14 protein-coding genes are annotated in these 23,917 nt (G+C 73.3%); 9 read left to right on the top strand and 5 right to left on the bottom strand.

Annotated features, from left to right (window positions below):
• Window positions 1-74: 74 nt before the first annotated feature.
• The 3 genes from WME75_RS37135 to WME75_RS37145 all read right to left on the bottom strand — a co-directional run bounded on the left by WME75_RS37135 (window position 75) and on the right by WME75_RS37145 (window position 8,016).
• Window positions 75-4,115, bottom strand: coding sequence for a hypothetical protein (locus WME75_RS37135; protein ID WP_437481110.1), 4,041 nt, complete (start codon window positions 4,113-4,115; stop codon window positions 75-77).
• A 64-nt stretch (window positions 4,116-4,179) separates the two neighbouring features.
• On the bottom strand, window positions 4,180-6,456 hold the full coding sequence (locus WME75_RS37140) for a hypothetical protein (protein ID WP_437481113.1): 2,277 nt from the start codon (window positions 6,454-6,456) through the stop codon (window positions 4,180-4,182).
• 432 nt (window positions 6,457-6,888) lie between these two features.
• Window positions 6,889-8,016: a vWA domain-containing protein gene (locus tag WME75_RS37145; RefSeq protein WP_437481116.1), complete on the bottom strand. Its 1,128-nt coding sequence runs from the start codon at window positions 8,014-8,016 to the stop codon at window positions 6,889-6,891.
• 363 nt (window positions 8,017-8,379) lie between these two features.
• Between WME75_RS37145 and WME75_RS37150 the strand changes: the two genes are divergently transcribed.
• Window positions 8,380-10,149 carry a PE-PGRS family protein gene (locus WME75_RS37150; protein WP_437481119.1) on the top strand — a complete coding sequence of 590 codons (1,770 nt, stop codon included), beginning with the start codon at window positions 8,380-8,382 and terminating at the stop codon, window positions 10,147-10,149.
• A gap of 23 nt (window positions 10,150-10,172) precedes the next feature.
• Here the strand turns inward: WME75_RS37150 and WME75_RS37155 are convergent, their stop codons facing one another.
• Complete coding sequence (locus WME75_RS37155) at window positions 10,173-11,588, bottom strand: hypothetical protein (RefSeq protein ID WP_437481122.1); 1,416 nt, start codon at window positions 11,586-11,588, stop codon at window positions 10,173-10,175.
• A gap of 849 nt (window positions 11,589-12,437) precedes the next feature.
• On the opposite strand from WME75_RS37155, the gene WME75_RS37160 reads away from it, so the two are divergent.
• On the top strand, window positions 12,438-13,478 hold the full coding sequence (locus WME75_RS37160) for a serine/threonine-protein kinase (protein ID WP_437481125.1): 1,041 nt from the start codon (window positions 12,438-12,440) through the stop codon (window positions 13,476-13,478).
• Window positions 13,479-13,564: 86 nt separating this feature from the next.
• The gene (locus tag WME75_RS37165) at window positions 13,565-15,157 is read left to right on the top strand and encodes a serine/threonine-protein kinase (protein WP_437481128.1); all 1,593 of its coding nucleotides are present in this window, start codon (window positions 13,565-13,567) and stop codon (window positions 15,155-15,157) included.
• A gap of 33 nt (window positions 15,158-15,190) precedes the next feature.
• On the opposite strand, the gene WME75_RS37170 is transcribed toward WME75_RS37165, so the two are convergent.
• Complete coding sequence (locus WME75_RS37170; protein WP_437481131.1) at window positions 15,191-17,434, bottom strand: cyclic nucleotide-binding domain-containing protein; 2,244 nt, start codon at window positions 17,432-17,434, stop codon at window positions 15,191-15,193.
• 153 nt (window positions 17,435-17,587) lie between these two features.
• Here WME75_RS37170 and WME75_RS37175 point away from each other — a divergent pair, with 153 nt between their 5' ends.
• The 6 genes from WME75_RS37175 to WME75_RS37200 all read left to right on the top strand — a co-directional run bounded on the left by WME75_RS37175 (window position 17,588) and on the right by WME75_RS37200 (window position 23,845).
• Window positions 17,588-18,724, top strand: coding sequence for a hypothetical protein (locus WME75_RS37175; protein ID WP_437481134.1), 1,137 nt, complete (start codon window positions 17,588-17,590; stop codon window positions 18,722-18,724).
• A 34-nt stretch (window positions 18,725-18,758) separates the two neighbouring features.
• On the top strand, window positions 18,759-19,751 hold the full coding sequence (locus tag WME75_RS37180) for an NAD-dependent epimerase/dehydratase family protein (protein ID WP_437481137.1): 993 nt from the start codon (window positions 18,759-18,761) through the stop codon (window positions 19,749-19,751).
• Between the two features lie 58 nt (window positions 19,752-19,809).
• Window positions 19,810-20,727, top strand: coding sequence for a hypothetical protein (locus tag WME75_RS37185; RefSeq protein WP_437481140.1), 918 nt, complete (start codon window positions 19,810-19,812; stop codon window positions 20,725-20,727).
• On the top strand, window positions 20,724-21,884 hold the full coding sequence (locus WME75_RS37190) for a peptidase MA family metallohydrolase (RefSeq protein ID WP_437481142.1): 1,161 nt from the start codon (window positions 20,724-20,726) through the stop codon (window positions 21,882-21,884). The genes WME75_RS37185 and WME75_RS37190 overlap by 4 nt, the downstream gene beginning before the upstream one ends.
• Window positions 21,866-22,702, top strand: a complete 837-nt coding sequence (locus WME75_RS37195; protein ID WP_437481144.1) for a type II CAAX prenyl endopeptidase Rce1 family protein — start codon at window positions 21,866-21,868, stop codon at window positions 22,700-22,702. The genes WME75_RS37190 and WME75_RS37195 overlap by 19 nt, the downstream gene beginning before the upstream one ends.
• Window positions 22,703-23,077: 375 nt before the next feature.
• A complete protein-coding gene (locus WME75_RS37200) occupies window positions 23,078-23,845 on the top strand; it encodes a hypothetical protein (RefSeq protein ID WP_437481147.1) in 768 nt (255 codons plus the stop codon).
• Window positions 23,846-23,917 lie beyond the last annotated feature (72 nt).

Raw genomic sequence — 23,917 nt, forward strand, 5'->3', positions numbered from 1 at the left:
CGTAGGTTGGCACACAGGAATCCCCTGGGGCCGGGGCGCTCTTTGCGCTGGCGTGAGGCGAGCGGGCGGCGCGCTCAGCGTCCGTCGCGGTCGAGCCGCACGACGATGTCCCGGTCGAGCGCGCCGTCCGCCGCGCGGGCGAACTGCTGGAACCGCGGGTAGGCGTCCGGCTGCACGCGGCCCGCGGGCAGCTCCAGGAAGCGATCGAGGAGCAAGGCGCCGCTGTCGAGGCGATCGTTCACCCGCACGGTGCGCCCGTCGTTGTCCGCCGCAAACGGAGCGAGCCGCGTGGCCACGCGCGCGCCCGCGGGGAGCTTGACGCGGAGCCGCACCTCGGAGCGGGTCGCGATCTGCTCGGACAGGTAGAGCGGCGTCTCCCGGACCGGCAGGCTGGCGAGGGTGGCCACGCGCACGCCGAAGGGCGGCGAGAGCACGAGCTCCGAGCCCTGCGCGCGCGCGAAGCCCGCGGCCGCGATCTTCATCTTCAGGGTGAGCGGCCGGTCGATCTCGGTCAGCTCCTTGATCTGGATCTCCAGGAGCCGCGCCCCCGGCACCATCTGCGGCAGGAGCCGCGACTCGACGGCGTCCCTGAGCTGCGCGTCGGGGAGCGACTCCAGGGCCGAGCGCAGCGCGATCGCGAGCTTGCCCTCGTAGCGCTGCTCGATCGCCAGCGACGCCGAGCCGTCCCTGGCCACCTCGGCGACGCCCTCGGTGACCACGCCGTCGTGCGCGCCGGACGAGGGCGTCACCTCGCGCGGCGTCCCGGGCCGCAGCACGATCGCCGGCTGCCCGCGGAGGGAGCTCGGCAGGTAGCCGTACGGCGCGAACTTGTCGCGCACGAACATCCAGCGGACCGCGCTCGCGCCGGGCTTGTCTCCGGTGTCGATGCGCACCGCGAGCGCGTTGAACGTCTCGGCCTCGCTCATGGGCCCGCGCGGCGGCGCGGTGAGCCGATCGCTCACGATGCCGTAGCCGGCGTCGATCCCGACCAGGCGGCACAGGTAGAGGAACGCCTCGGTCCGGTTGCCGCTCTTGCCGATGACGACGCGGCGGCCGTCGTTCTCGCGCCCCTCCTCGACGTTGGCGAGCACCCACCGGTAGATGCGGCGCGCCTGCTCGTCCTTCGACGGCGCGGCCCCCCCGGCCTCGTCGCCCGCGCCTGCCGAGCGGCGCGCGGCGGCCTTCCCCGCCTCGCCGCCGCCCGCGGCCGCGCCGGAGGCGCCCGGCGAGAGCGGCGTCCGCGCGATCGACCGCGCGATGCGCACGAGCCGCGGGTCGCGCGGCGTCTCGTCGGCGGCCGCGTCGACCATGCGCGCGATCGTGCTCTCCAGGCGGATGCCCCAGCCGACGCGGAGGTTCGGCAGGAACTCCGCCATCGGCGCGCTCGCCGGCTCCTCCGGGAGCGCGGGGCTCTTGTCGACCCGGTAGCGGCGGGTGACGAGCGCGCCGGACTCGACGATCTCCGGCGCCGGGACCGGGCCGGAGACCTCCACGTCGAGGGGCCGGCTCTTCGGCGACACGATGATGAACTCGCTCCGCCAGTAGGGGACCTTCTCCTCGCGGAAGAACCAGCGCGGCCCCTGGAACGTGAGCCCCCCCTGGCCGTCGCCGCGCAGGACGAACAGGTTCTCCACCTCGATGTAGTCGCCCACCTCGAGGTGCGGCATCGTCACGGTCGGCTTGTCCTCGATGAACTCCGGCTCGTGGATCGACCCGTCGCGCTTGACCGTGCGGAGCTTGAGCACGAGCCCGTCGGGCACGCGCTGCTCGGCGTGCTCCTGGATCGCCTCGCGCGACTGGATCCGGATGATCTCGTGCTGGAGCATCCGCGCCGAGCCGTCCTCGTGGACCCACATGGCCGCGTAGTCGAGCACGCGCGCCGCGGTGCCGGGCATGACCTCGCCCGAGGCCTCGTGCTCGGCGATCACCTTCTTCGAGTCGAGCCGGTAGGGGCTGAGCTCCGTCGTGCCGTCGAGCAGCTCGATCGCGTCGCGCAGGCCCGAGGTGTCGGCGCCGGTGCGGATCGCCTCGATGAGCGCCTTCTGGAGCGCGCCGCGCTCTCCGCGGGCGAAGCGCGCGTCGGCGAGCGCGAGGCGCGCGTCCGCGTCGTCCGGCGACTTCGCGAGCGCGCGCTCGAGCTGCTCGAACGACTCGGCGCGCTTGCCGGCGCGGGTCAGGAGGTCGACGATGCGCAGCGCGATGTCCTTGCGGTCCCGGCGGGCGGAGCCGAGGCGCTCGAGCTCCTTGATCGCCGCCGCGTAGTCGCGCCGATCGATCGCCCGCTCCAGCTCGATCTCCGCGTCGGGGTCGAGCCCCCGGATGCGCGCGGCGAGCGCGTCCGCCTGCGCGACGAGCCCGTCGGCGTCGTGGATGCGGAGGAGCGCGCCCAGCACCTCGACGTCGTCCGGGAAGCGCGCCGCGGCCTCCTTCACGGTGCGGACCTGCTCGACGCGCCAGCCGAGCCGCGCGTACATCGCGGCGAGCGTCTTCAGGAGATCGGGCACCTCACGAAATCGGTCGGCGAGGGCCTCGATGGTGCGGGTCACCTCGGCCAGGCCGGCCTTGTCGGCCTCGTCGAGCGCGAGCCAGAAGCGGGGATACCAGAGCTCCGGGTCCTTCGCCGCGGCGCGGGCGCGCACGTCCTTCACGAGGTCGCGCCCGTCGGACGGCGGGAAGATCGGGTCCTTCTCGAGGAAGACGGCCTGCGCCGCGAGCGCGGGGCCGGTGGCGCGCGCCGGGTCGGCCACGAGCGGCTCGATCAGCACCGCGCCCACGTCGTCCTGGCCCTCGAGGTGCGCGATGGTCGCGGCGAGGTACCGGGAGATCGGGTCCTCCACGTCGCGCTCGGGGCGCGACGCGCCGCGCAGGCCGAGCGCGCGCGCCACCTTCGGCGCGGGCTGCGGCGGCACCCCGAGCGCGGTGAGGAACGGCTCGATGGGGTTGGGATCGGGGAGGACCTCGGGCGGGAAGTGCGAGGTGGGGGGCGTCGGGTCGGCGGACGTGGCCACGCCGAGGGGCGTGCCGTCCGGCGCGAGCAGCCGGATGGAGGTGTCGCCGCCCGCGACGCGGGCGAGGATGCGGTGCCGGCCGGGGCCGAGGCGCAGGCGCGCGCCGAACCGGGGCCAGATCCCCCACTGCTTCGTGTCGCGCGTCAGGACCTCGACGTCGTCCACGAGGATGGCGAGGGCGCCCTGGACCGCGACGATCAGCTCGCGCTCGGCGGGCAGGTCGACGAAGGTCTCGACGTAGAAGATGCCTCCCCTGGCGCTGCCCTCGCCGCGCGCGTCCGGCGTGACCGCGGAGAGCTGGCAGCCGCGGCGCTCGGCGCCGAGCACGCGCGGCGCGTCGGCGCGGCGGGGATCGCGCGGGAACACGGGCGGCCAGGGGCCGGCGCGCTCCGCCTCGTAGCGCACGCGGTGGTCGCTCTCGGCCAGGTGGCCGAACGGGCCGGCGAAGCGGGCGTCCTCGATGCACCCGTACCGGCGCGCCGCGAGGTCGATGAGCGGCACGGCCGGCGCGGCCCCGGCGCCGCCGGCGTTGCCCGGGCGCGCCGCGGCGGCCGCCTCGTCGGGCAGCCCCTCGAGGCTCCACCACTCGACGAGCTCGCCCCGCGCCCGCCAGCCGAGGTTGCCGGGATGGTCGATGGCGCGCAGGACGACCTGGCGGGACTTCTTCCAGAGGCCCACGACGCTGGATCGCAGCCCGAGGAGGTGGTTCGCGGCGACCCAGCCGACGAGGGGGGCGTCCGGGTGCGCGCTCACCCGCGCCGCGTCCAGCGCCTCGAGGTAGGCCGTCGCTGCGCGCGCGTTGCGGCCGTGCGCCTCGTCGTCGATCGCGCGCCCCAGCGACGCGAGCAGGGTCTTTGCGCCGATCCCGTCGAGGCGCTTGCGCGCCGCCTTGACCCCCGCGGGCGTACCGCCTGGGACAAGGAGCTCCCCGAGCAGCCAGCGGCCGACGACCTCGCCGTCGGTCGAGTGCGCGCCGGCGTCGCGGAGCGAGGCGATGGGGTCCGGCGCGCGGGGCGCGGTGACCGCGCTGCAGGCGCCGAGCGCGAGGGCCAGGGTGGCGGCGCCGGCGAGCCGGAGGAGCGTCGAGAGGGGGCGAGGTGCGCGCATCGGCTCGGTCCTTAGCGCGAGCGACTGCGCGCGCACAGGTCCGCCCCGATCCAGGCCGCGGGGCTCACACGCCGGCTTCGACGGCGCTGGCGACCTGCTGGAGGAGCACCGCCTGCTCGATCACCTCGGGCGGCACCCCGAGATCCTCGCGAGCCGCGCCCGCGCCCTCGCGCACCACGCCGACATCCTGGCGCGCCGCGCCCGCCGCCTCGCCCGCAGCCTCGCGTGCCGCGCCCGCAGCCTCGCGCGCCGCGCCCAGGTCCTCGCCCGCCGCGCCCGCAGCCTCGCGCGCCGCCCCTACATCCTCCTGCTCGGCCGCCCGGCGCAGCGCCGCGATCTCCGCCTGCGCGGCGATGAGCGCCTGCTCGAGCTCCTCGTGGAGCGCCGGGGGTGAGCCGGCGGTGCTGCGCGCCTCGGTCAGCTCGCGCTCGAGCTGCGCGATCTTCCAGCTCGCGGCGTGCACGTCGGCCTCGCTCGCGGCGGCGCTCCGCGCCAGCGCGTCGAGCTGCTGCCGCAGCGCCTCCACGGCGTCGCCCGGCCCGCCGGGCCCCGGGAGCGTCCCGCCCGGCTCGCCGCCCGCAGCCTCGCCCGGACCGCCTTGCTCGGCCGTGGCCGACGTGAAGACCGTCCCGAGCTCGTCAACGAGCTCCTTGCCCACGCGCTCGCTCTCGCGCAGCTGCGCCTTGAGCGATGCGATGACGTGGCCCCGGTCGCGGAGCGCCGCCTCCAGGCTCGCGATCTCGGCGGCCGCCGCCTCGCCCGCGTCGCGCTTCTCCAGGTCGGCCGCCCGCTGCTCCAGGACGACGACGCTCTGCTCGAGCTCGACGATCCGCGCCTCGAGCAGCTGCCGGCGCGCGTCGAGGGCGCTCCGCTGCTCCTCCAGCGCGCGGTTGTCCCGCTCGAGCCGGTCCGCGCGCTCCTTCAGCCGATCGCGCTCGCGCGCGAGCTCGGCGCGGGCGCCCTCGTGCTCCTCGTGCTTCGCGGCCGCGCGCCGCGCCTCCTCCAGCGCGCGCTCGCTCTCCTGCGCGCGCCTGCGCGCGGTGTCTCGCTCCGTCGTGATCTTCGAGAGCTCCCGCCGCGCCCCTGCGGCGGCCGCCTCGAGCTCCTCCACGCGCGCGGCGAGCGCCGGGTTCGGCGCCGCGACGGCGGGCCTCGCCTCGAGCTCGGCGATCCTGGCGCGCGCGGCGTCGAGCTCGGCCATCGCTGCGTCGAGGCGGTCGCGGGCGCCGGCGATCTCGGGCTTGTTGCGGATCATGCCGAGCTCGAGCTCGACCTTGGTCCGCACCCGCTTCTCGTCGTCGAGCTGCTTGGAGAGCCGGGTCGCGCGGTCGCGCTGGCTGCGGAGCTCCTCCTCCATGTCGCGGATCTGGTGCGCCAGGCGCTCGGCCCGTACGTGGGTGTCGCCCGCCCTGGCCTCGACCTCCCGCAGGCGCGCTCCCCGCGCCTCGAGCTCGGCCTCCGCCTCGGCGAGGCGCGCGGCCGTGGCGACCGCGCTCTCGGCGCGGGTCCCGGCGTCGTTGCGGTCGCGCTGGTGCCGGGTGCGCAGCTCCGCGAGCTCGCCCCCGAGCCGCTCTGCGCGGCCCTCGGCCTCGGTGAGCGCCTCGACCGACGGGCCGGCCGTCGCGACCGGAAAGCCGGCGAACGGCAGCTCGATCACGGCGAACGCGTCGAGCCGCGGCAGGCGCTCGCCGGCCACGGCGATGAACCACTCCGGCTCCTCGGAGCCGTCGAGGATCGACGTATCGACGCTGACCTCGGGCTCGCCCTTCGGCGCGAACTCCGCGACCGTGTAGCCGACGAACGGCGCCTGGCCGACCATCCGCACCTGCTTGAACTGGAGCGCCACGAGGTCGTAGAGCGCGTAGTAGCCGGGCGCCGCGCCGCGCCGCGCGCCCGCCGGGAGCAGCCCCCGGGCGACGTCCGGGTTCGGCGACGCGATGATGGCGGCGCCGCTCGCGGCGGTGAGGCGTCGGGCGCGCCGGAGGATCTCGGCCGGATCACTGAAGATCGAGAGGTCGGGGATGACGAGGGTGTCGAAGGCGCCATCGCGCACGCCGAGGTCGCCGTCGAACACGGCAAAGCTCGGGTGCGGCTGCCGGGAGCTCGCCGATCGCGCGAGCTTCTCCGCGACGCGGGCGGCGTCCGGATCGTAGGCGTGGACGAGGCGGGCTCCGCGCTGGAGCAGCCGATCGGCGAGGCCGATGGTGGCGTCCCCCAGGACCGCGACCCGCCGGCCGCGCACGAGCGGCTCGAGGTACGCGCTCAGCACCAGAGCGGGGTGGAGCGCAGCGGGGGCGGCGTGCCGCGGCGAGCCGGCGGCGAGGGGGGACTCCGTCGTCATGGTCCCGTCCTCTTACGGCGCTGGGGGCCGGGAGTCCACAAAGCGCAGTGCAGGATTGCAACGACGCGCCTGCCGCGCCGCGAGCCCGCCCTGCGCCCCTGGCGCCCCACATTCCGCCGGCTTTCATGCCCCCGCGCGCCCGCGGCCTTCACCTTCCCGCGCGCTTCCCGCGCGCGGGAAGCGCGCGGGAAGCACGCCATCCACCTCGATCCACGGCGCCCCTCGTCCATGACGCTCTGCGTCTTCACGCCCGAACCCCGTTCGGTAGCTCCCGATGTCATCTCCACAACAAGCGCGCGTCGCGCTCTGCCCTTGTCGCGCTCTGCCCTGCGCGATTCTTGCGGTTGGGTGCCGCAGGCTCAGCCGATCGTGCGTGCAGCCGGCTCGGCCCATGATGCGCGCAGCGGGCTCAGCCGATGATGGGGTGCGCGCTCAGCGGATCACGGTCTCGCAGCCGAGGAGGATCTGGATCTTCGCAGCGGACGCGTTCCTCGCGGCGTCGCAGGTGTCGGGGCACAGCACGAGCGCCGTGGGCGAGCTCGGGTTGTCGTAGCGCCAGCCTGGACCGTCGCAGCCGGGGCGCTGCGGCAGGATCTCCTGCGGCGCGCCGTCGAGCCCGAACAGGACGTTGACGTCGTTGAACGCGATCTGCCCGCCGGCCACCTCGGAAGGGACCTTGTACTCGCACGGGAGCGCCTGACCCGTCACCTTCGCGAGCGCGTTCTGGAACTCGACGGCGATGTTTGTCGCCGCGACGAGGACCGCGGCGTCGGTGCCTCCTGCGGCCGCGATCTGGTTGGCGAGGCTCTGGTCGACGCCCGGGAGCCCGATCACGAAGGTGCGCACCGGGGGGCGGTAGCGCTCGCCCGCCGCCGCGAGAGCCGCGATGGCGGCCGGGTCCTCCGGGTCGGCGCTGCCGCACTGGGCCGCGGGCCCCTGTGGCTTCCCGTCGGTGACGAGCAGCACAGCGGAGGCCTCGCCGGGGTTGTTCTTCGCCATCTCGATGCCCTGGAGCAGCGCGCCGCCCAGCGCCGGATAGACGGGCGTGCTCAGGCCGTCCGGCTCTTCGTCCTCGATGGCCTCGACGATCGCGCCCGCGTTGTCGGGGAGCGGACCGAACGGGACGAGCGGCGTCTTGTAGGCGTTCTGATCGCACGCCGGCACGGCGTCCGCGGCGCGCGGGAAGAAGCGCAGCGCCACGTGCACGCCGGCGAACCTCGCGCTGTTGACGAACGCCGTCAGGCCGACCTTCGCGCTATCCCACTTGTCCCCCTCCATGGAGTTGGATTTGTCCATCATGATGTAGAGATTGAGCGGGACGGCGATCGCCTCCTCGGTGACGAGCCCGCAGGCGGCGTCCGGGTCGGGGCGGGTATCGATGGGCGCGTCGCCCAACAGCCCTCCATCCGGTTCGACGTTTCCGCCCGAGTCGGCCCCTTCCGACGAGGACGATACGGAGCCGATCCCCGAGTCCGGAGCGCAGGCGCCATGGAGCCCGGCGGCGGCAGCGAGCCCGAGCAGGGAGGTGAGCGAGAGGCGGTGGAGCGGTTCGAGGCGCATGGAGTGCTGGCGGACGGCAGGGACGGCAGGGAGCCCCGGCAGGAGCGCAGACTCAGACTACCGGACTCGGTGGCACGTGCGAGGGGCGAATCGCGGGATCGTGAGCTGGCTCGCCGGCGCAGCGCTATCGGTGTGTACGGCACGGCGCTATCGGTGTGTACGGCACGGCGCTATCGGTGTGTACGGCACGGCACCATCGGTGTGTACGGCACGGCACCATCGGTGTGTGCGGCACGGCACCATCGGTTGATGGGCTCGTTGGTGATTACCGTCAGCGTGACAAAGTCTTTCCGAAAAGCGCGCGAAGGTGCAGAATCAAGTATGCGCGTTCGCTCCCTCCTCGGAACGGCTTCTGTGCTTGCGATGCTCTCCGCGCTCGGCTGCGCCGAGAGCAGCTCGATCGACGGTCCCATCGGGCCGGTCTCCGGCACCGGCGGCGGCTCTGGAGCGGGCGGAGCGCCTTCCGCGAGCGGCGCCACAACGACGTCATCGAGCAGCAGCGCGGCTGTCACGAGCGGCACGAGCGGCGCAGGCGGGGGCGAAGGCGGCGCGGGTGGGGAGGGGGGCAGCGGCGAGGGAGGCGGTGGGGGCGAGGTCGCCGACCCTTGCGCGATGGGGTGCCTCCCGGGCACGCATGACGTGGACGGCAACCCGCTCACCGGCGTGTGCAGCTGTGAATACGCGTGTACGCCGACCCCGGCGGGCGAGGCGGGCGAGGATCCGATCGACGGCGATTTCGTCGACGACAACTGCGATGGCGGCGACGGGCTCGTGGAGCAGTGCGTCTACGTCTCGGCGGACATCGGGGATGACGCCAACAGCGGGACGCGCACGGCCCCCGTGAAGACGATCGCCACGGCCATCCGGGTGGCGCGGGATGGCGTGGTGCCGGCGGTCTGTCTCTCCGGCGAGCTCTACGAGGAGGCCGTCACGGTCGTGTCCGGTATCAGCATTTATGGTGGGTTTGATCACGAAGATCCCGATGTCAAGTTCCGGAGGACTCCCTCGGTGACGACGACGGTGCGTGCGCCGGGCACCGTGTTCCACGCGCCGGCGATCGAGCAGCCGACGCACATCGAGGGCATCACGATCGAGGCGCTGAGGCCGTCGTCGCCCGGGCAGAGCACCTATGGAGTTCGGCTCGGCGGCGGGCTGGCGGAGCTCTTCGTGCGGTACAACATCATCGACGTGGAGGACGGTCGAGACGGCGCGGATGGCACGCACGGGGCGGCGCACTCGGCGGGGACGGCGACGGCGGGGAATGTGGGGGAGGTCGGCTGCGACGCATGCAGCAGCTATGGATACGGAGGCGCGCAGACCACGTGCACCGAGTTCGGCGGCGCCGGCGGCCGGGGCGGCTACAACAATGGCACTGGCTCCACGGGCTCACCGGGGAGTGGCGGCGCGGCAGGTGGTCCGGGAGGCGCTTCAACACGCGAATGCGGTCCCGATAGCGCGGGAGGCGGAACCGGCGTGGCGGGTGCGGTCGGGCTGCAAGGAACGCCTGGCGCCGGGGGAGCGAACCTGGGCACCATCGCCTCGGGCATCTACCAGCCGGCGAGGGGTACCAACGGGCAGAACGGGGCGATTGGGCGCGGTGGCGGCGGCGGCGGCGGCGGCGGCGGCGGCTCGTGCGGGGTCGGATGCTTCTGCTATGAAGATCGCGGCGGCGGCGGCGGCAGCGGTGGATGCGGCGGACTCGGCGGCCGCCCCGGGAACGGTGGCGGAGGAGGCGGGGGAAGCTTCGGCATCTTTGCGGTGGGCGGACGGGTGATCGTCTCCGGCAACGTCATCACGACCGGCGCGGGCGGCGCCGGCGGTCGAGGCGGGAATGGTAGTGTGGGCCAGCGCGGAGGGAGCGGGGGCACGGGTGGCTCGGCCCGCGAGGACTCCGGCGGCGGCGGTACCGGCGGCAAGGGCGGCGACGGCGGCGACGGCGGCCCCGGCGCGGGCGGCGGGGGCGGCCCGAGCGCCTGCCTGGCGCGGTCCGGCAGCGTGGTCTTCACGTTCGCGGACAATAGCTGCACGACCGGCACGCCCGGCTTCCGCGGCGAGGGCGGCACGAACACGAGCGGCGGCACCGGGGGGCCAGGGCGGAACGGGACGGCGGCGGCGAATCTGCAGATCAACTGACCAGCGTCGCGCCGCTCGGAGACCTATCTCCCAACCCGGCCCAGGTCGAACTTCGTCACAACGGCGCCGAACTCGCCCGAAGCCACGACCTTCATCTCATCGCCAAGATCCAGCGTTCCGTCGTTGAGCCCGACGACCACGAGGGCATTCGTCCCCGGATCCGTGTCGATGCCGACCACCGCTTGCCCTGTCGCAGCATCACCGAAACGCCTGCTCCAGAGGTGCGCTCCGCCAGCGCTCAGCTTCGCGACGGTCCAGTCCCGGTCCTGTCTGCCGCCGAGCGGCCCGCCCCCGAAGTCGACGGCGCCTGCGACCCCGGCGCCGAGCACGATGTCTCCGGCAGTGTCGGCGGCAACGTGAACCCCGAACGTCGAAATAGACTCGACGTCCGATCCACTAAAACCTGATTTGGGCTCCACAGCTAGCTGGGACGAATCATCGCCGAATCTCAATGACCACAGGTGGTTCCCCGCGGACGAGAGCTTCACGAGCAGGATATCCGAGTCCGCCGGCCCGCTGGTCTGCTGGACGCCTCGGACCCCGTGGGTTTTGACGGCGATCGCTCCTGCGAGAGCCCCAGCCACGAGGATATCCCCTCGCGCATCGACGTCGATGTCAGTCACCCAGGCATTCCCCTCTCCTTGGAGGCCAACGGTCCAATCCCACTCCCCTGTGGACGAGAGCTTGAGCACGAAAGCTCCAGCCCCCGACGGGCTCGGGCCGATGCTCCTGTCGAAGCCGGCGTCGGTGAATCCCGTGAACCGGCCCCCCACGACGATGTTACCGCCGGGGTCCACCGCCACCGCCTTGGCCTCGAGGCTCGTCGTCGCCGTGGCGTATTCAGGGTCGGCCAACTGCAAGCTCCATAGCGGATCACCCGTTTCGCCGTCCAACTTCACGACAAAAGCGTCCTTCGATGATGCAGTCGTCAGGGTCGACGAGCCCAGGCTTACCTCGCGACTGAAAGAGCCGACCAGGACCACGTCACCGTCGGGCGTAGCCGCCGAATCCAGGACAACGAGTCGACCCGTGCCCGTGAACAAGTTGCGCCCCCAGCTCAACTTGTTGTCGGACGAGAACCTGGCCACGAAGCAACCATCCTCATCGAGAGTGGGCGCCGTGATGGAATTGCCAGCACCAAACTCGATCGCGTTCTCGTACAGGCCCGACAAGACGACGCTGTCGTCAGGCAGCACCGAAAGACGCGATCCCAACGCACCATCCAAGTCGTTCACCCGCAGCCACCGGCTGAAGGCATGGCTACCGTCCGGCTTCAGCTTGGCGAGAAAGAAAGCGAAGCCAGACGATATCAACGGTGGGCCGCCGAAATCCGTGGTGCCTTGAAAGACTCCTGAGAGGAGGAGGTTTCCCTTCGAGTCGAGCCGAGCGCTCTCTGGAAAGACCAACTCATGGCTCCCGAAGCTCTTTGCCCAGACCAATCCTGAGCACGAATCTTCATCGCAGTCCTCGAACTCGCCGAGGCCCAGTACCTGAGCACACGAAGCAGTGCTGAGGAGGGCACCCAGGGCGAGCACGCGGGTGGCGCGAATGAGGGGAGGAGAAGGCGGAGCGCGGCGCATGGTGACGTAGGAGGCCCTAAAGCGTCACGCCCGTCAAGAGTGAAGCAAGACGCACACGAGTCCTGCTGGCTCGCGCCGGAGGGCACCTTCGCGCGCTCTCTTCACCGAGCAAGGGGCGGGCCTCTCCCGGTTCCGGCGGCTTCGTCTCGGGTGGACCGGTCGGAGCGCTCGCGGCAGGCTCAAGCGACTGCCGTCGCTCGCACGCGCGCACCGCGGCAGGTGCAGGCGGTTCATGCGGGTCGTCGGCGGCGCTCACGGCCTCGGAGAACGCGATTGTCGTCGGGGAGGGCGCCTTCACTCACCCGGTGAGCGCAGTGGATGAACGCAAGATGTCCTGTGAGATGACAATAGTTCATCATCAGGCAAACACAGCCAGATCCGTGACTTCGACGTAACGACTTGCAACGCTCCTCAGGTGATTTCCGTCACTCCTGATGAAGACGCCTGAGCCCGCGCGCGATGCCCCTGTTGCATTGCCCCTCCTGGCCCGCGCGCCTCGCGCGCCCTCCCTCCCTCCCTCCCCGGGCCCTCCCTCCCCGGGCCCTCCCTCCCCGGGCCCTCCCTCCCCGGGCCCTCCCTCCCCGCGCCCGGCCGCCAGCCGAGGCCGGCGCCCAACCGTCCCTACCGCCAGGGCGCCGGAGCGGCTACAACCTGAGCTCGTTCCGCGGGCATGCTGGCGCAGCGCGCTCGGAACACCGAGGATTGCCGATGGACCACGACATCGACGACGTGATCGACGGCCGGTACAAGCTGATCGAGGTGGTCGGCCAGGGAGGCCATGGCGTCGTCTACCGCGCCCTGGACCAGCAGACCGGCACGCAGGTCGCGGTCAAGTACCTCAGGCCCGAGTTCTCCAGCGATCCCGCCCTGAAAGCCCGCATGCGGCGCGAGGCCAGCGCCATGGGCACGCTGTCCGGCACCAGCGCGACACAGGTCTTCGCCTTCTGCGAGGCCCCCGACGGCACGCTCTTCATCGTGATGGAGTTCCTGAGGGGCAGCGACCTCGAGACGACCCTGCGCCGGCTCGAGGCGCAGAACCAGCGGCTCCCGCTCGCCCGGCTCCAGGAGCTGTTCCGCCCGATCATCGACACGCTCGACGCCGCGCACGCCCGCGGCATCGTCCACCGCGATCTGAAGCCCGCGAACATCTTCGTCCTGGACAGCGACGCAAGCGGCCCGCCCTCCTTGCCTCACCAAAAAAGTAATCCAGACAACATCACCCACGATCGCTCTTCTGCTGGCGAACCGATCCGTCCTGCGGCCCACGGCGCCGGCGGCGGATCGCCGGCCGATCCCGGCGCAGCGGCTCGGGGAGGCGTGCGCTTGCTCGATTTCGGGCTTGTCAAGGTCATGCAGGCCGACCCCCTCACCCGCGAAGGGGCGATCCCCGGCTCGCCCAGCTACATCGCGCCCGAGGTCTGGAAGGGCCGGCCCCAGGAGATCGACCACCGGATCGACATCTACTCCCTCGGCGCGGTGCTCTTCCGCGCGCTCGCGGGCCGCGTGCCGTTCTCCGGGGCGAGCCGGGTCGACATCCTGCTCGCCGCCGCGCGCGGCCCCCGGCCGAGCCTGTACGCCCTCCGGCCCGACCTGCCGCCCGAGATCGACGCGTGGGTGGCCCGGGCGCTCGCCGTCGTCCCGGAGGAGCGCTTCCAGGACGTCCGCGCGCTCTGGAGCGCGCTGGGGCCGCTGCTCGACCTCGCCGCTCGGGCCGAAGGCGAGGCCGCCGGCGGCGCGATCCCGCGGTGAGCACGTTCCCCTACCCGTGCGCCTTGCGACGCGGGAAGCGGCGCTGATAGCGTCTCCCAGACCATGTCTGAATCGAGGGCCGCAGGATGAGCTCCTCGCCCGGTCTGTTGCAGCCGAATACCCGGTTCCGCGACCGCTACCAGGTGCTGCGCGTCATCAAGGCGGGCGGCATGGGCGCCGTCTACGAGGTGATGGACGACGTCACCGCGACGCGCCGCGCGCTCAAGGTGATGCTGCCCAGCCTCCTCGACAGCGAGGAGCTGCGCGCCCGCTTCGCCCTCGAGGCGCGCATCACCGGCATCATCGAGAGCGACCACATCGTCAGGACCTCGGACGCCGGCATCGACGACGAGACCGGCACGCCGTTCATCGTCATGGAGCTGCTCCGCGGCGAGGAGCTCGGCGGCCTCCTCAAGAAGCGCGGCTCCCTCCCCGCCGAGGACGTCGCCCTCTACCTGTTCCAGGCCGCGCTCGCGCTCGACAAAACGCACGCGGCGAACATCGTCCACCGCGATCTCAAGCCGGACAACCTGTTCGTCACGGTCCGCGACGACGGCTCGCCGTGCGTGAAGATCCTCGACTTCGGGATCGCCAAGGTCATCGAGCAGCACCAGGCCTCCACGCTGACCCGGCAGATGCTCGGCACGCCCGTGTACATGGCGCCCGAGCAGATCCGGGCCGAGCGCAACGTCGGTCCGCGCGCCGACATCTACGCGCTCGGGCACGTCGCGTACGCGCTCCTCGTCGGCGAGTCGTACTGGTCCCAGGAGGCCGAGGCGACCCCGTCGCCGTACCTCCTCGCGGCCGAGCTCCTGCGCGGGGCGATGGAGGCGCCCAGCGCTCGCGCAGCGCGCCGCCGCTCCGCCGCGCTGCCGAGCGCGTTCGACGGCTGGTTCTTCAAGATGACGGCGCTCAGGCCCGAGGACCGCTTCGATCGCGCGTCCACCGCGGTGAGCGCGCTCGCCGTCGCGCTCGACGTGCCGCTCCCGCGGGCGTCGCGCGTCGTGCTCCTGCCGGACGCGCCGCCGCCCGCTCCGAGCCCGAGCGTGAACCCGAGCCCCACCGACCCGACGCAGCCCTCGCGGCCCGGCAAGTCGGGGCGCTTCGCCGACGTGCCGACCGTCACCGCGCCCGAGCCGTCCACGACGCCGCCGTCGCGCCGCCCCCCGCCCTCGCCGCCGCCCGTGTCGAGGTTCCCGGAGACCCGGTCCCGGCCGTCGGAGGCGCCGGGCCGGACGAGCTCCTCGACGGGTGAGCCGTCGAGGAAGTCCGATCCTGCGTCGCGGCGCGAGCGCGCCACGCAGCGGCGGTTCCACGTCCGGGCCGACACGGTGACGGGGGTCCTCCACGTGAAGGTCTGGGGGTTCTGGGACATCGACGAGGGCAAGGCGTACCTCGACGACTTCCGCCACAAGGCCTCGATGCTGCTCCACCTCGGCAAGCCCTGGTACGTGCTCGCCGACATCGCGGACTTCCCGCCGCAGAAGCCCGACGTGAGCCCCTATGTCGAGCAGACCATGGCCTACGCGGTCGAGCACGGCATGCGCAAGGCGGCGAACCTCGTGAACAGCGCGCTCTCGAAGATGCAGATCTCCCGCCTGTCGGCCGCCATGGGGCTGCCCGAGTACTCGTTCTTCACCGCGGAGGCCGACGCCCTCGCGTGGCTCCTGAAGGGCTGAGCGCCCCCGGCCCGGGGGCGAAGGGCTCCGCGCTCAGCCGAGGACGAACCGCCGGATGCGCCCGGCGAGGCTCCGCACCTTCTCCTCGGCCTCGTTGTAGCGCTCGGCCGCGTCGCGCAGGTGGGCCTGGCGCGAGGCCATGAGCAAGCTGAGCTCGATCACGAGCTGCGGGCGCGCCTCGATGATCGGCTGCAGCGCCTCCTTCGTGATCTGGTAGAGCACCACCTCTTCGACGGCGCGCACCGTCGCGGTGCGCTCCTCGCCCGTGAGCAGCGCGAACTCCCCGAAGACGGCGCCCTTCTCGAGCGCGGCGACCGTCGAGTCCTGCCCGTCGGTGTGCCGCACCACGACCTCGACCACGCCGGACGCGACGACGAACATCGACGAGTCCCGCTGCCCCTGCAGCACGATCCGGTCGAGCGGGCCGTACTCCACCCGGCGCACCTTCGTGGCGAGCTTGCGGAGCTCGCGATCGAGCAGCGGCTTGAAGACCGGCGCCCTCCGGAGCAGCGTCATGATGTCCTCGGCGCTCGCCCCGCGCTCGGCCTTGCTCGGCTCGTCGAGATCGATCGACGACGCGGCCCCGTGACCGTCGCGCCGCTGCAGCGCGGCGAGCAGCGACGGGTTCTTCTCCATGTACGCCTCGAGCAGGCTCGCGTTCCGCGGGATGCACTCGTCGCCCGTGTAATCCATGAGGTTCCGCTCGGCGGCCCAGCGGGCCACGTCGTTCATCGACTTCCGGTACTGCCGGCACGCCGCGGGGAAGATGCCGTCCTGATCGCCGAAGAGCGCGGTCAGCGCCTCGGGCATGAGGCTGAGCCCGAACAGCCGCACGTCGCCGCGCTGGTGCCAGAGCGCGAAGTCGCGCCACCGCGGGTCGAGGTGCGCGAGCTCCGGGAACGCGAGCACGCTGTTCTTGAGCACCGCCCGCTCCGCGTCGCGGAACACCCGGTGCCAGGTCTCCTGCGCGTTCCACAGGTTGGGGCCGGCGAGCTCGATCGCCTTCTGCAGGTCCGCGTGGTGGGCGTGCAGGAAGGTGAGCGTGGCCTTCTGCTTGCGCATCAGGTTCGTCAGGCTCACCGGCCCGGCCGCGAAGAAGCCGGCGGCGCGCGGCGCGATGTGCCGCATGTCCCAGACCTCCTTCCACGCCGCGACGTCGATCGCCGAGCGGATGGGCGCGAACGCCGCGCCGTTCTCGAAGGCCTCGCGCTCCCCCGGCGAGAGCATGTCGGGGTACTGGTCCTTCACCGCCTCGAAGATGCCGATGCACGTGAGGAGCTCGAGGTAGAGCCCCACCCGGAGCAACCAGCGGGGGTCGGGGAGGTTGCGCCGGTGCTGCTCGAGGTCCTGATGGATGGCCCGGAGGTACAGGAGGGCCTTGTCCATGCCGATGGTCAGCACGGGGAACCACGGGTGGTAGCCGACGTGCAGCTCGTCGATCCCGAGCGCCTGCTGCTGGATCTCCGTGTCCGTCTTGACGAGCCGGTCGAGCAGGCGCGTGTAGAGCGAGCCGAAGCGGCCGGTGTCGAAGATCTCGACGTCCGTCGTCTCGGAGGAGACCGTCCTGCCCGCCTCGCTGAGCCGGATCTCGACCCGGAGCTGCTGCCGGAACAGGCTCGCGAGCGTGAACGGATCGGCGCCGTCCGGGATGCGCCGCCGGAACGACTCGGGCAGGTCGACCCAGTGATAGCCGCCGCCGGTCTCCTCGCCGGGGGGGTGCGGCATGAGCTGCCGCGCCGGTACGATCGTGGCGACGTAGACCGTCTGATGGAACGAGTTCCACGGGGCGGGCTCGAGCATCGGGACGGGGTAGGACGACGTCGAGACGATCTGCGGGCTGAGCGGCAGGTCCATGATGCCGGGCACGGGGCACGGCTCGCCTTCGCCGGGGGTCGCCGGGAGGAACCACGCCGACAGGGTCACCTCGAACGGCCGCTCGAAGGGGGCGACGAACGCGTAAATGTCGCGCAGCCGGTAGAGCAGCCACACCTCGTCGCCGAGTTCCGACGGGTCGCCCGCGGTGTTGATGCAGCCGGCGCGCTCGCTGCACCCGTGCCCGGGATAGAGCGCCTCGTCGACAGGCCGCTTGCCGGGCTCGAACGGGATGAGCTCCAGCGACGGCGACAGCTCGGCCGACTCCTCCTCCGGGCTCTGGCGCGCCTCGAGCTGCCGCAGGTACTGACGGACCCGGGCCAGCTTGTCCTCCCAGTCCATGCCCTCGACGCGGCTCATGAGCAGCCGCTTGAACTGCCTCTGGAACTCCTTCGGGGTCATCATGCAGCGTCCACCTGAGTTGCCGGGGGGGCCGGACAGCCGCCCTCCGGGAGAGCTTACCGGCTCCGCGCGCGCAGCGCGCAGCGATCAGCGCCGGCCAGAGCCCGCGCGAGCCCCTTGCGGCGCCGCGTCCCGGAAGGTACGGGCTTGCGCCGTATGGCCATCGAGATCCGCGAGCTCCGGAAGGGCGACAAGAAGGTCCTCAAGGACTTCCTGAACGTGGTCGACACCGTCTACGAGGGTGAGCCCAACTATATCCGCCCGCTCGATTTGGACATCGCCGATCGGCTCGACAAGAAGAAGAACCCCTTCTTCGAGCACGCCGAGGGGACGGCGTGGGTGGCGTACAAGGACGGCCGGCCGGCCGGCCGGATCACCGCGCAGGTCGATCACGAGCACCTCCGGCTCCACCGCGACGAGACGGGCGCGTTCGGCTTCTTCGATACGATCGACGACGCGGAGACGGCGCAGGCGCTGCTCGCCGAGGCGGCGGGCTGGCTGCGCGCGCGCGGGATGAAGCGCATGCGGGGCCCGTACTCGCTCTCGATCAACGAGGAAGCCGGCTGCCTCGTCGAGGGGTTCGACCGCCCGCCGGTGCTGATGATGGCCTACCACCGGCCGCACCAGGGCCGGCTCATCGAGCAGGCGGGGCTCGAGAAGGTGAAGGACCTCTACGGGTGGCGCTACGAGGTCGGCGATGTCCCGCCCCGCGCGCAGAGGGCCCACGCCGAGGTGCTGGCGATGCCGGAGGTGCACACGCGCTGCGGCGACCCGAAGAACCTGCTCGACGACATCCGGATCGTCCTGGACGTCTTCAACGACGCCTGGAGCGACAACTGGGGCTTCGTGCCGATGACCGAGAAGGAGCTGGTCAAGTGGGCGAAGGACGTGCGGCTCATCCTGATGCCCGAGCTCACGAAGATCACGTTCATCGACGGCGAGCCGGCCGCCGTGTCGCTCGGGCTGCCCGACCTGAACGATCTGATCCGGGATTTCCACGGCGAGCTCCTGCCGGGTGGGATCTTCAAGCTGCTGTGGCGGCTGCGCGTGCGCGGGCCGAAGAGCGGGCGCCTCGTCGTGCTCGGCATCCGCAAGAAGTGGCGCCACGTGCGGCGCTACGCCGGGCTCAGCGCATTCCTCTACGCCGAGATGAACCGGGCCGCGCACCTGATCGGCATGAAGGGCGGCGAGCTCGGGTGGACGCTCGAGGACAACGCCGCCATCAACGCGGGCATCCGGCTGATGGGCGGCCGGCTCTACAAGAGGTACCGCCTCTACGAGCGGGCGCTCTGATCGACAGGGGCGCCGGGGCCGAAGGAGCGGATCGATGAAGGTGCTGGTCACGGGCGCGAGCGGGTTCCTCGGCTCGCACGTCGCCGAGCAGCTCGTGCAGGAGGGGCACGGCGTCGTGGCCCTCGTGCGGCGCTCGTCCAACACGAAGTTCCTGTCGTCGCTGCGCGGGGTCGAGCTCGCGTACGGCGCCATCGAGGACGCGGAGAGCGTCCGCCGCGCGGTCGTCGACTCGCCGGGCGTCGACGCGATCGTGCACTCGGCCGGGCTGGTCAAGGCGCGCGACGAGGCGGAGTTCTTCCGGGTCAACGTCGGCGGCACGCGGAACCTGCTCGACGCGGCGAAGGCGGCGCCGTCCATGGAGCGCTTCGTGTTCGTCTCGAGCCTCGCCGCCGTCGGCCCGAGCCTCGACGGGCGCCCCGTCGCCGCCGACGCGCGCCCGGCCCCGGTGACGCGCTACGGGCGCTCGAAGCTCGAGGCCGAGCGGCTGGTCCTCGCCGAGAAGGACGCGCTGCCCGTGGTCGTCGTGCGCCCCCCGATGATCTATGGCCCGCGCGACCAGGAGTCGTTCGCGTTCTTCCAGAGCGTCGCGCGCCGCTTCCTCCCGATGCTCGGCGACGGCAGGAACACGCTCAGCGTCATCTACGCCTCGGACGCGGCCGCCGCGTGCATCCGGGCGCTCGAGGCCGACGTGCCGAGCGGCCGGGCCTACTTCATCGACGACGGCCGCGTGTACGTGTGGCGCGACATGCTGGCGCACGTGGAGGCGGCGCTCGGCGCGCGGGCGCTCGTCCGCGTCGGCGTGCCGTTCTCGCTCATGCGCGGCGCCGCGCTCGCGAGCGAGGGGATCGGCCGCCTCACCGGCAAGCCCGTGATGCTGACGCGCGACAAGCTGAACGAGCTCGCCGCGTCGCACTGGGTCTGCGACTCGGGCGACGCCCGCAGGGAGCTCGGCTGGGAGCCCCAGGTGGGCTGGGCCGAGGGGACACGCCGGGCGGTCGCCTGGTACCGCGAGCACGGCTGGCTGTGACGTGACGCCGCGCCGCGCGCCGTTTGACGCTCGCCCGCGGCCTTCGTACCGTAAACGCATGTCCCGCTGTCCGCCGGCTGCCCCGGGCCTCGTCGCGCTGGCGCTCGGCCTGCCGGCCGCGCCGGTGCAGGCCGCGGAGCCGCCTTCCGGCGACGCCGCCGCGGCGCAGGCTCCGCGCGATCCGCTCGCGCGCGGCGCGGCGGCGGCGGACGCTCCGCCGAGCGCCGCCGCGCCCCGGTCGGCCCTGCGCGGCGCCGTCGTGGTGGCGGTGGACGACGCGAGCGCCGAGGCCGCTCGAGCGCTCGCGCGCGCGCTCTACCGCGACCCCGCGCTACGCCCGCCGATCGACGAGGCGGCCGCGCAGGTGCTCGCCGGCGATCCGCCGCGGCCCGACGCGCCGGCCTCCGTGAGGGAGCTCGCGGAGGTGCGCCGCTCCGCCGGGCGTGCCGAGTCCGAGCCGGTGGCGCGCGGCCTGCTCGCGTCGCTCGGCGCGGGCGCGGGCGCGGCGCTCGTCGTGGCGGTGACGACGGCGCACGGCCACCCCGTGGCCCGCGTGCTCCGGGTCGCGGGCGCGAGCTACGCGCCGCTCGAGCTCGGCGCGACGGTCCAGCGCACCGCGGAGAGCGCGGCCGCCCCCGCCGGGGCGGCGTTCGACTGGCCGGGCGCGGGCGCGGCCGTCCGCGCGCTGCTCGCCGGAGAGGAGCGACCGGCAGGCGCGACCGGTCGCGCCGCGGCGCCGCTCGCGCCCGCACACGCACCGTCGCAACGCGGCCCGGTGGGTCCTCGCGCGGGCGTCGACCTGACGGCGCCGGCGGGTGACCGCGGCTCGCCGGAGCGGCCCTCGATGTGGAGCTCTCCCTGGTTCTGGGGTCCGCTCGCGGGCGTCGTCGCGACCGGGATCGTGGTGCTCGTGCTCGCCCAGACGGGCGAGGGCGACGGTGATACCGTGCACCTCCGGGGTCGGATCGCTCCATGACGCGCTCCTGCCGGCGCAGCTCGGCGGCGTTGGGGCTGCGGCTCGCCGCGCTGCTGTGCCTCGCGCTCGTCGCCGCGCCCGGGCGCGTCGTCGGCGCCGCGCCCCGCGTCTACGACGCGCCCGCCGCGACGGGCGACGGCGGGGCCGCTGCCCCTGTCCCGCCGCCCCCGCCGGAGTACCACACCCAGGATCTCGACTGGATCGAGTTTGCCTACCACCCGTCGACCCGCGATCGCGTCCGCCCCTTGATCGCCCGAGCCGACGCCGTCCGCGCCGAGCTCGGCACCCTGCTCGGCCGCGAGGCGCTTGTCGCTCCGGTGAAGGTCCGGATCGCGGCCTCCCTTGCCGAGCTCGACGGCCTCATCCCCGGGGGCATCGCGGGCCCCGCGACCGCTGTCTCCTTCGGCGCGCTCCGGCTCGCCGTCCTGAGCGACGCTCCGCGGCTCGGCGTCGAGGCGCCCGATCTCGAGAGCGCCTTCCGCCACGCGCTCGCGCACCTCGCCCTCGACGAGGCGACGGGCGGCGCCCTGGTCCCGCGCTGGTTTCACGAGGGGTTCGCCGGTCACGCGGCCGGCGACGGCGTCGCTCGCCGCGCGCAGAGGCTCTCCGTCGCCGCGCTGAGGGGGGGCCTCCTCCCGCTCGACGCGCTCGAGGCGAACCTGCCGGGCGCCGGCGGCACGGCCGGATCTCTGGCGCACGCGCAGGCGGCCGACGTTGTCCGCTTCCTCGTCGAGGGCGAGCGCCGTCCGCTCTTCGCGCGCGCCCTGGATCAGGTGCGCGCCGGCGCCCCGCTCGCGGGCGCGCTCGAGGCCGCGTACGCCTCGACCGGCCGCGAGATCGAGCTCGCGTGGCGCGCCGACGTCGCGCGCCGCTACGGCTTCGTCCCGGTGCTGGCGGGCTCGCTGCTGGTGGTCGGGCTGCTCGTGGCGGGCAGGCTGGCCGTGCGTCGGTTCCGCGCCCGGAGGTCGCCGCCGCCTCCCGCGCCGCGCCGGCGGCTCCGCGCCGCGCGCGAGGCGGCGGAGATGCGCCAGCGGACCGTGCGCCCGTCCACGGCCCAGCTCGTGGCCACCCTGGGCGCCCGTCATCGCAGCGAGGCGGACGGCGACACGGACGTCCCGAAGGTGGAGCACAACGGCCAGTGGCACACGCTCCACTGAACGCCGCGGAAGGAGGCCGTCCCCGGCCTGATGGCGCGGGGCCGCAGCGCCGCCTGCTCGAGCTCGCGCTCGGCGCGGCCTGGCTCGTCGGCCTCGCCGCGGCCCTGCAGATCGTCTCCGTGCTCCTGTCGTCGAGCCCGCTCGCGGCGGCGCTCGCCGGCGCCGTCGTCGCCGACCTTGTCGCGTCGCGGGCGGGCGTTCCGTGGACCGACCCGCTGGAGCCGGAGGGCCCGGGCCACCGCGCGCGCATCGCCCGCCGCGTCGGGCTCGGCGCGGCGCTGGGCGCGCTCGCCGTGCTGCTGACGCTCGGCGTCTCCGTGGTCCTCGGCTGGGCGACCGTCGACGCAGGGGAGCCCTCGGCGAGCTTCGGTTTCGCCGTGGCGCGCGCCATCGCCCTCGCCGTCCGCGACGAGCTCCTGCTCACGGGCATTCCGTTCGCCGCCGCGGCGCGCGCCGGCGTCTCGCGCCGCCACGCGTTCGCCTTCTCCGTCCTCGCGCACGGCGCCGCCCTCGGGCTCGCGCCGGGCGCGACCGCGTCGAGCTTCGCCCTCGCGTCCGCGCTCGGCGCGCTCGCTGCGGCGCTCTTCCTGCGCGGCCGCGGCGCGTTCGCGCCCATCGCCGCCCACGCGAGCTTCATCGCGCTCGCGGGCGCGGGCCTGCGCGGCTCCCTGCTCGACGTCACGTGGGTCGACGGCGCCCTCGCCGCGGGGACCCGGGCCTTCGGCCCGCCTGCCTGGCTCGCCGCGGCCGCGCTCGCGGCCCTCGCCGCGCTCGTCCTCCGCGCCGGCGCGTCCCGTCCTGGCCGACCGACGCGGTGAGCGCCTTCGCCCGCGCGCGGCCGCCGCGGGGCGCTCCCTGACGCGCCGCCGCGCCGGCATGAGATGCCCCTCGCCTGCGTTGAAGCTCCGGACAGCGGCGCTGGGGGCGCCGCGCTCCTCCCCGCTGCGCACTCGGTTTCCACCTTCCGGCGGCCGTCGCGCCAACGTCCGCCGGATCGACACCGGCATTTCACAGCGCCGTGCGAGGACGCGCCGCGCAGCGCGGGCGTGACCGCGCAGCATCCCACAGCGCCTCACCCCCCGGACACGGCTATGTCATATTCCAGCGCACCGCGTCAAATGCACGTTGACGCAATGCCTTCGAGGAATCAACGATCGCATATGCATTGGGAAAGGATCCGCCAGATTGCGCCGGTGACGTTGCTCGTCCTCGCGTCGACGGGCTGCGGCATGGCGACGATGGTCGACACGAACACGCGCTCCATCCAGGCGACCACCGAGGAGATGAGGCGCACGCGGTCGACGATCGAGAATTCGAATCAGGCGCTGCGCGAGTCGCAGGAGAGCCTCGATCGGCTGGCCGACCTGCGCCAGCCGATGGAGAAGGTCGCCGAGATGCAGGAGGCGATGGAGCGGCTGGCCGAGCTCAAGGGGTCGATGGACGCGATGCAGCGGAGCCTGCGCGAGACCGCGAGCCTCGAGCAGTCGATGGACCGGCTGAGCGAGATGAAGGCCACGATCGCCGCAATGAACGAGAGCCTCGCGGGCATCCGCGGCCCGCTCGAGGACGTCGCGGCGCTGAACGCTCCGATGCGCGACGTCGCGGCGCTGAACGCTCCGATGCGCGACGTCGCCGGGCTGAAGCAGCCGATGGAGCAGGTCGCGACGCTGCGCGAGCCGATGCAGGAGGTGAGCAAGCTGTCGGCGCCGATGGAGGAGATGAGCCAGCTCGGGAGCGACGCCTCTCGCCAGACCGGCCTCGTCGCCGTCGCCCTGCTCGGCTGGGGCCTCGTGACGTTCCTCGGCGTGTACTTCGGCGTCCAGGCCGGCACCCGTCGTCAGCAGCGCCTCGCGCAGGGCGACGGGGACTCGGGCGCGGCCCCGCCGCAGGCCGAGCCCGCGCCTCGCATCCTCGCCGATGGCCGGAGCTTCGAGCGCCGGGCGCAGGTCAAGTCGATGTGATCGTCGTCGTCTGACGGACGCGTCTCGCCGGCTGGCGAGCGGCGGAGTTGCCCGCCGCTCGCCGGCTGCGCT

Source organism: Sorangium sp. So ce1014, from assembly GCF_051521505.1.
GTDB lineage: Bacteria > Myxococcota_A > Polyangia > Polyangiales > Polyangiaceae > Sorangium.

Excerpts from the sequence above, each read along its gene's own strand:
- WME75_RS37150 (WP_437481119.1), top strand. The coding sequence starts at position 8,380 with ATGCTCTCCGCGCTCGGCTGCGCCGAGAGCAGCTCGATCGACGGTCCC.
- WME75_RS37160 (WP_437481125.1), top strand. The coding sequence starts at position 12,438 with ATGGACCACGACATCGACGACGTGATCGACGGCCGGTACAAGCTGATC.
- WME75_RS37190 (WP_437481142.1), top strand. The coding sequence starts at position 20,724 with ATGACGCGCTCCTGCCGGCGCAGCTCGGCGGCGTTGGGGCTGCGGCTC.
- WME75_RS37170 (WP_437481131.1), bottom strand. The coding sequence starts at position 17,434 with ATGATGACCCCGAAGGAGTTCCAGAGGCAGTTCAAGCGGCTGCTCATG.
- WME75_RS37140 (WP_437481113.1), bottom strand. The coding sequence starts at position 6,456 with ATGACGACGGAGTCCCCCCTCGCCGCCGGCTCGCCGCGGCACGCCGCC.
- WME75_RS37165 (WP_437481128.1), top strand. The coding sequence starts at position 13,565 with ATGAGCTCCTCGCCCGGTCTGTTGCAGCCGAATACCCGGTTCCGCGAC.
- WME75_RS37180 (WP_437481137.1), top strand. The coding sequence starts at position 18,759 with ATGAAGGTGCTGGTCACGGGCGCGAGCGGGTTCCTCGGCTCGCACGTC.
- WME75_RS37185 (WP_437481140.1), top strand. The coding sequence starts at position 19,810 with ATGTCCCGCTGTCCGCCGGCTGCCCCGGGCCTCGTCGCGCTGGCGCTC.
- WME75_RS37145 (WP_437481116.1), bottom strand. The coding sequence starts at position 8,016 with ATGCGCCTCGAACCGCTCCACCGCCTCTCGCTCACCTCCCTGCTCGGG.
- WME75_RS37175 (WP_437481134.1), top strand. The coding sequence starts at position 17,588 with ATGGCCATCGAGATCCGCGAGCTCCGGAAGGGCGACAAGAAGGTCCTC.
- WME75_RS37135 (WP_437481110.1), bottom strand. The coding sequence starts at position 4,115 with ATGCGCGCACCTCGCCCCCTCTCGACGCTCCTCCGGCTCGCCGGCGCC.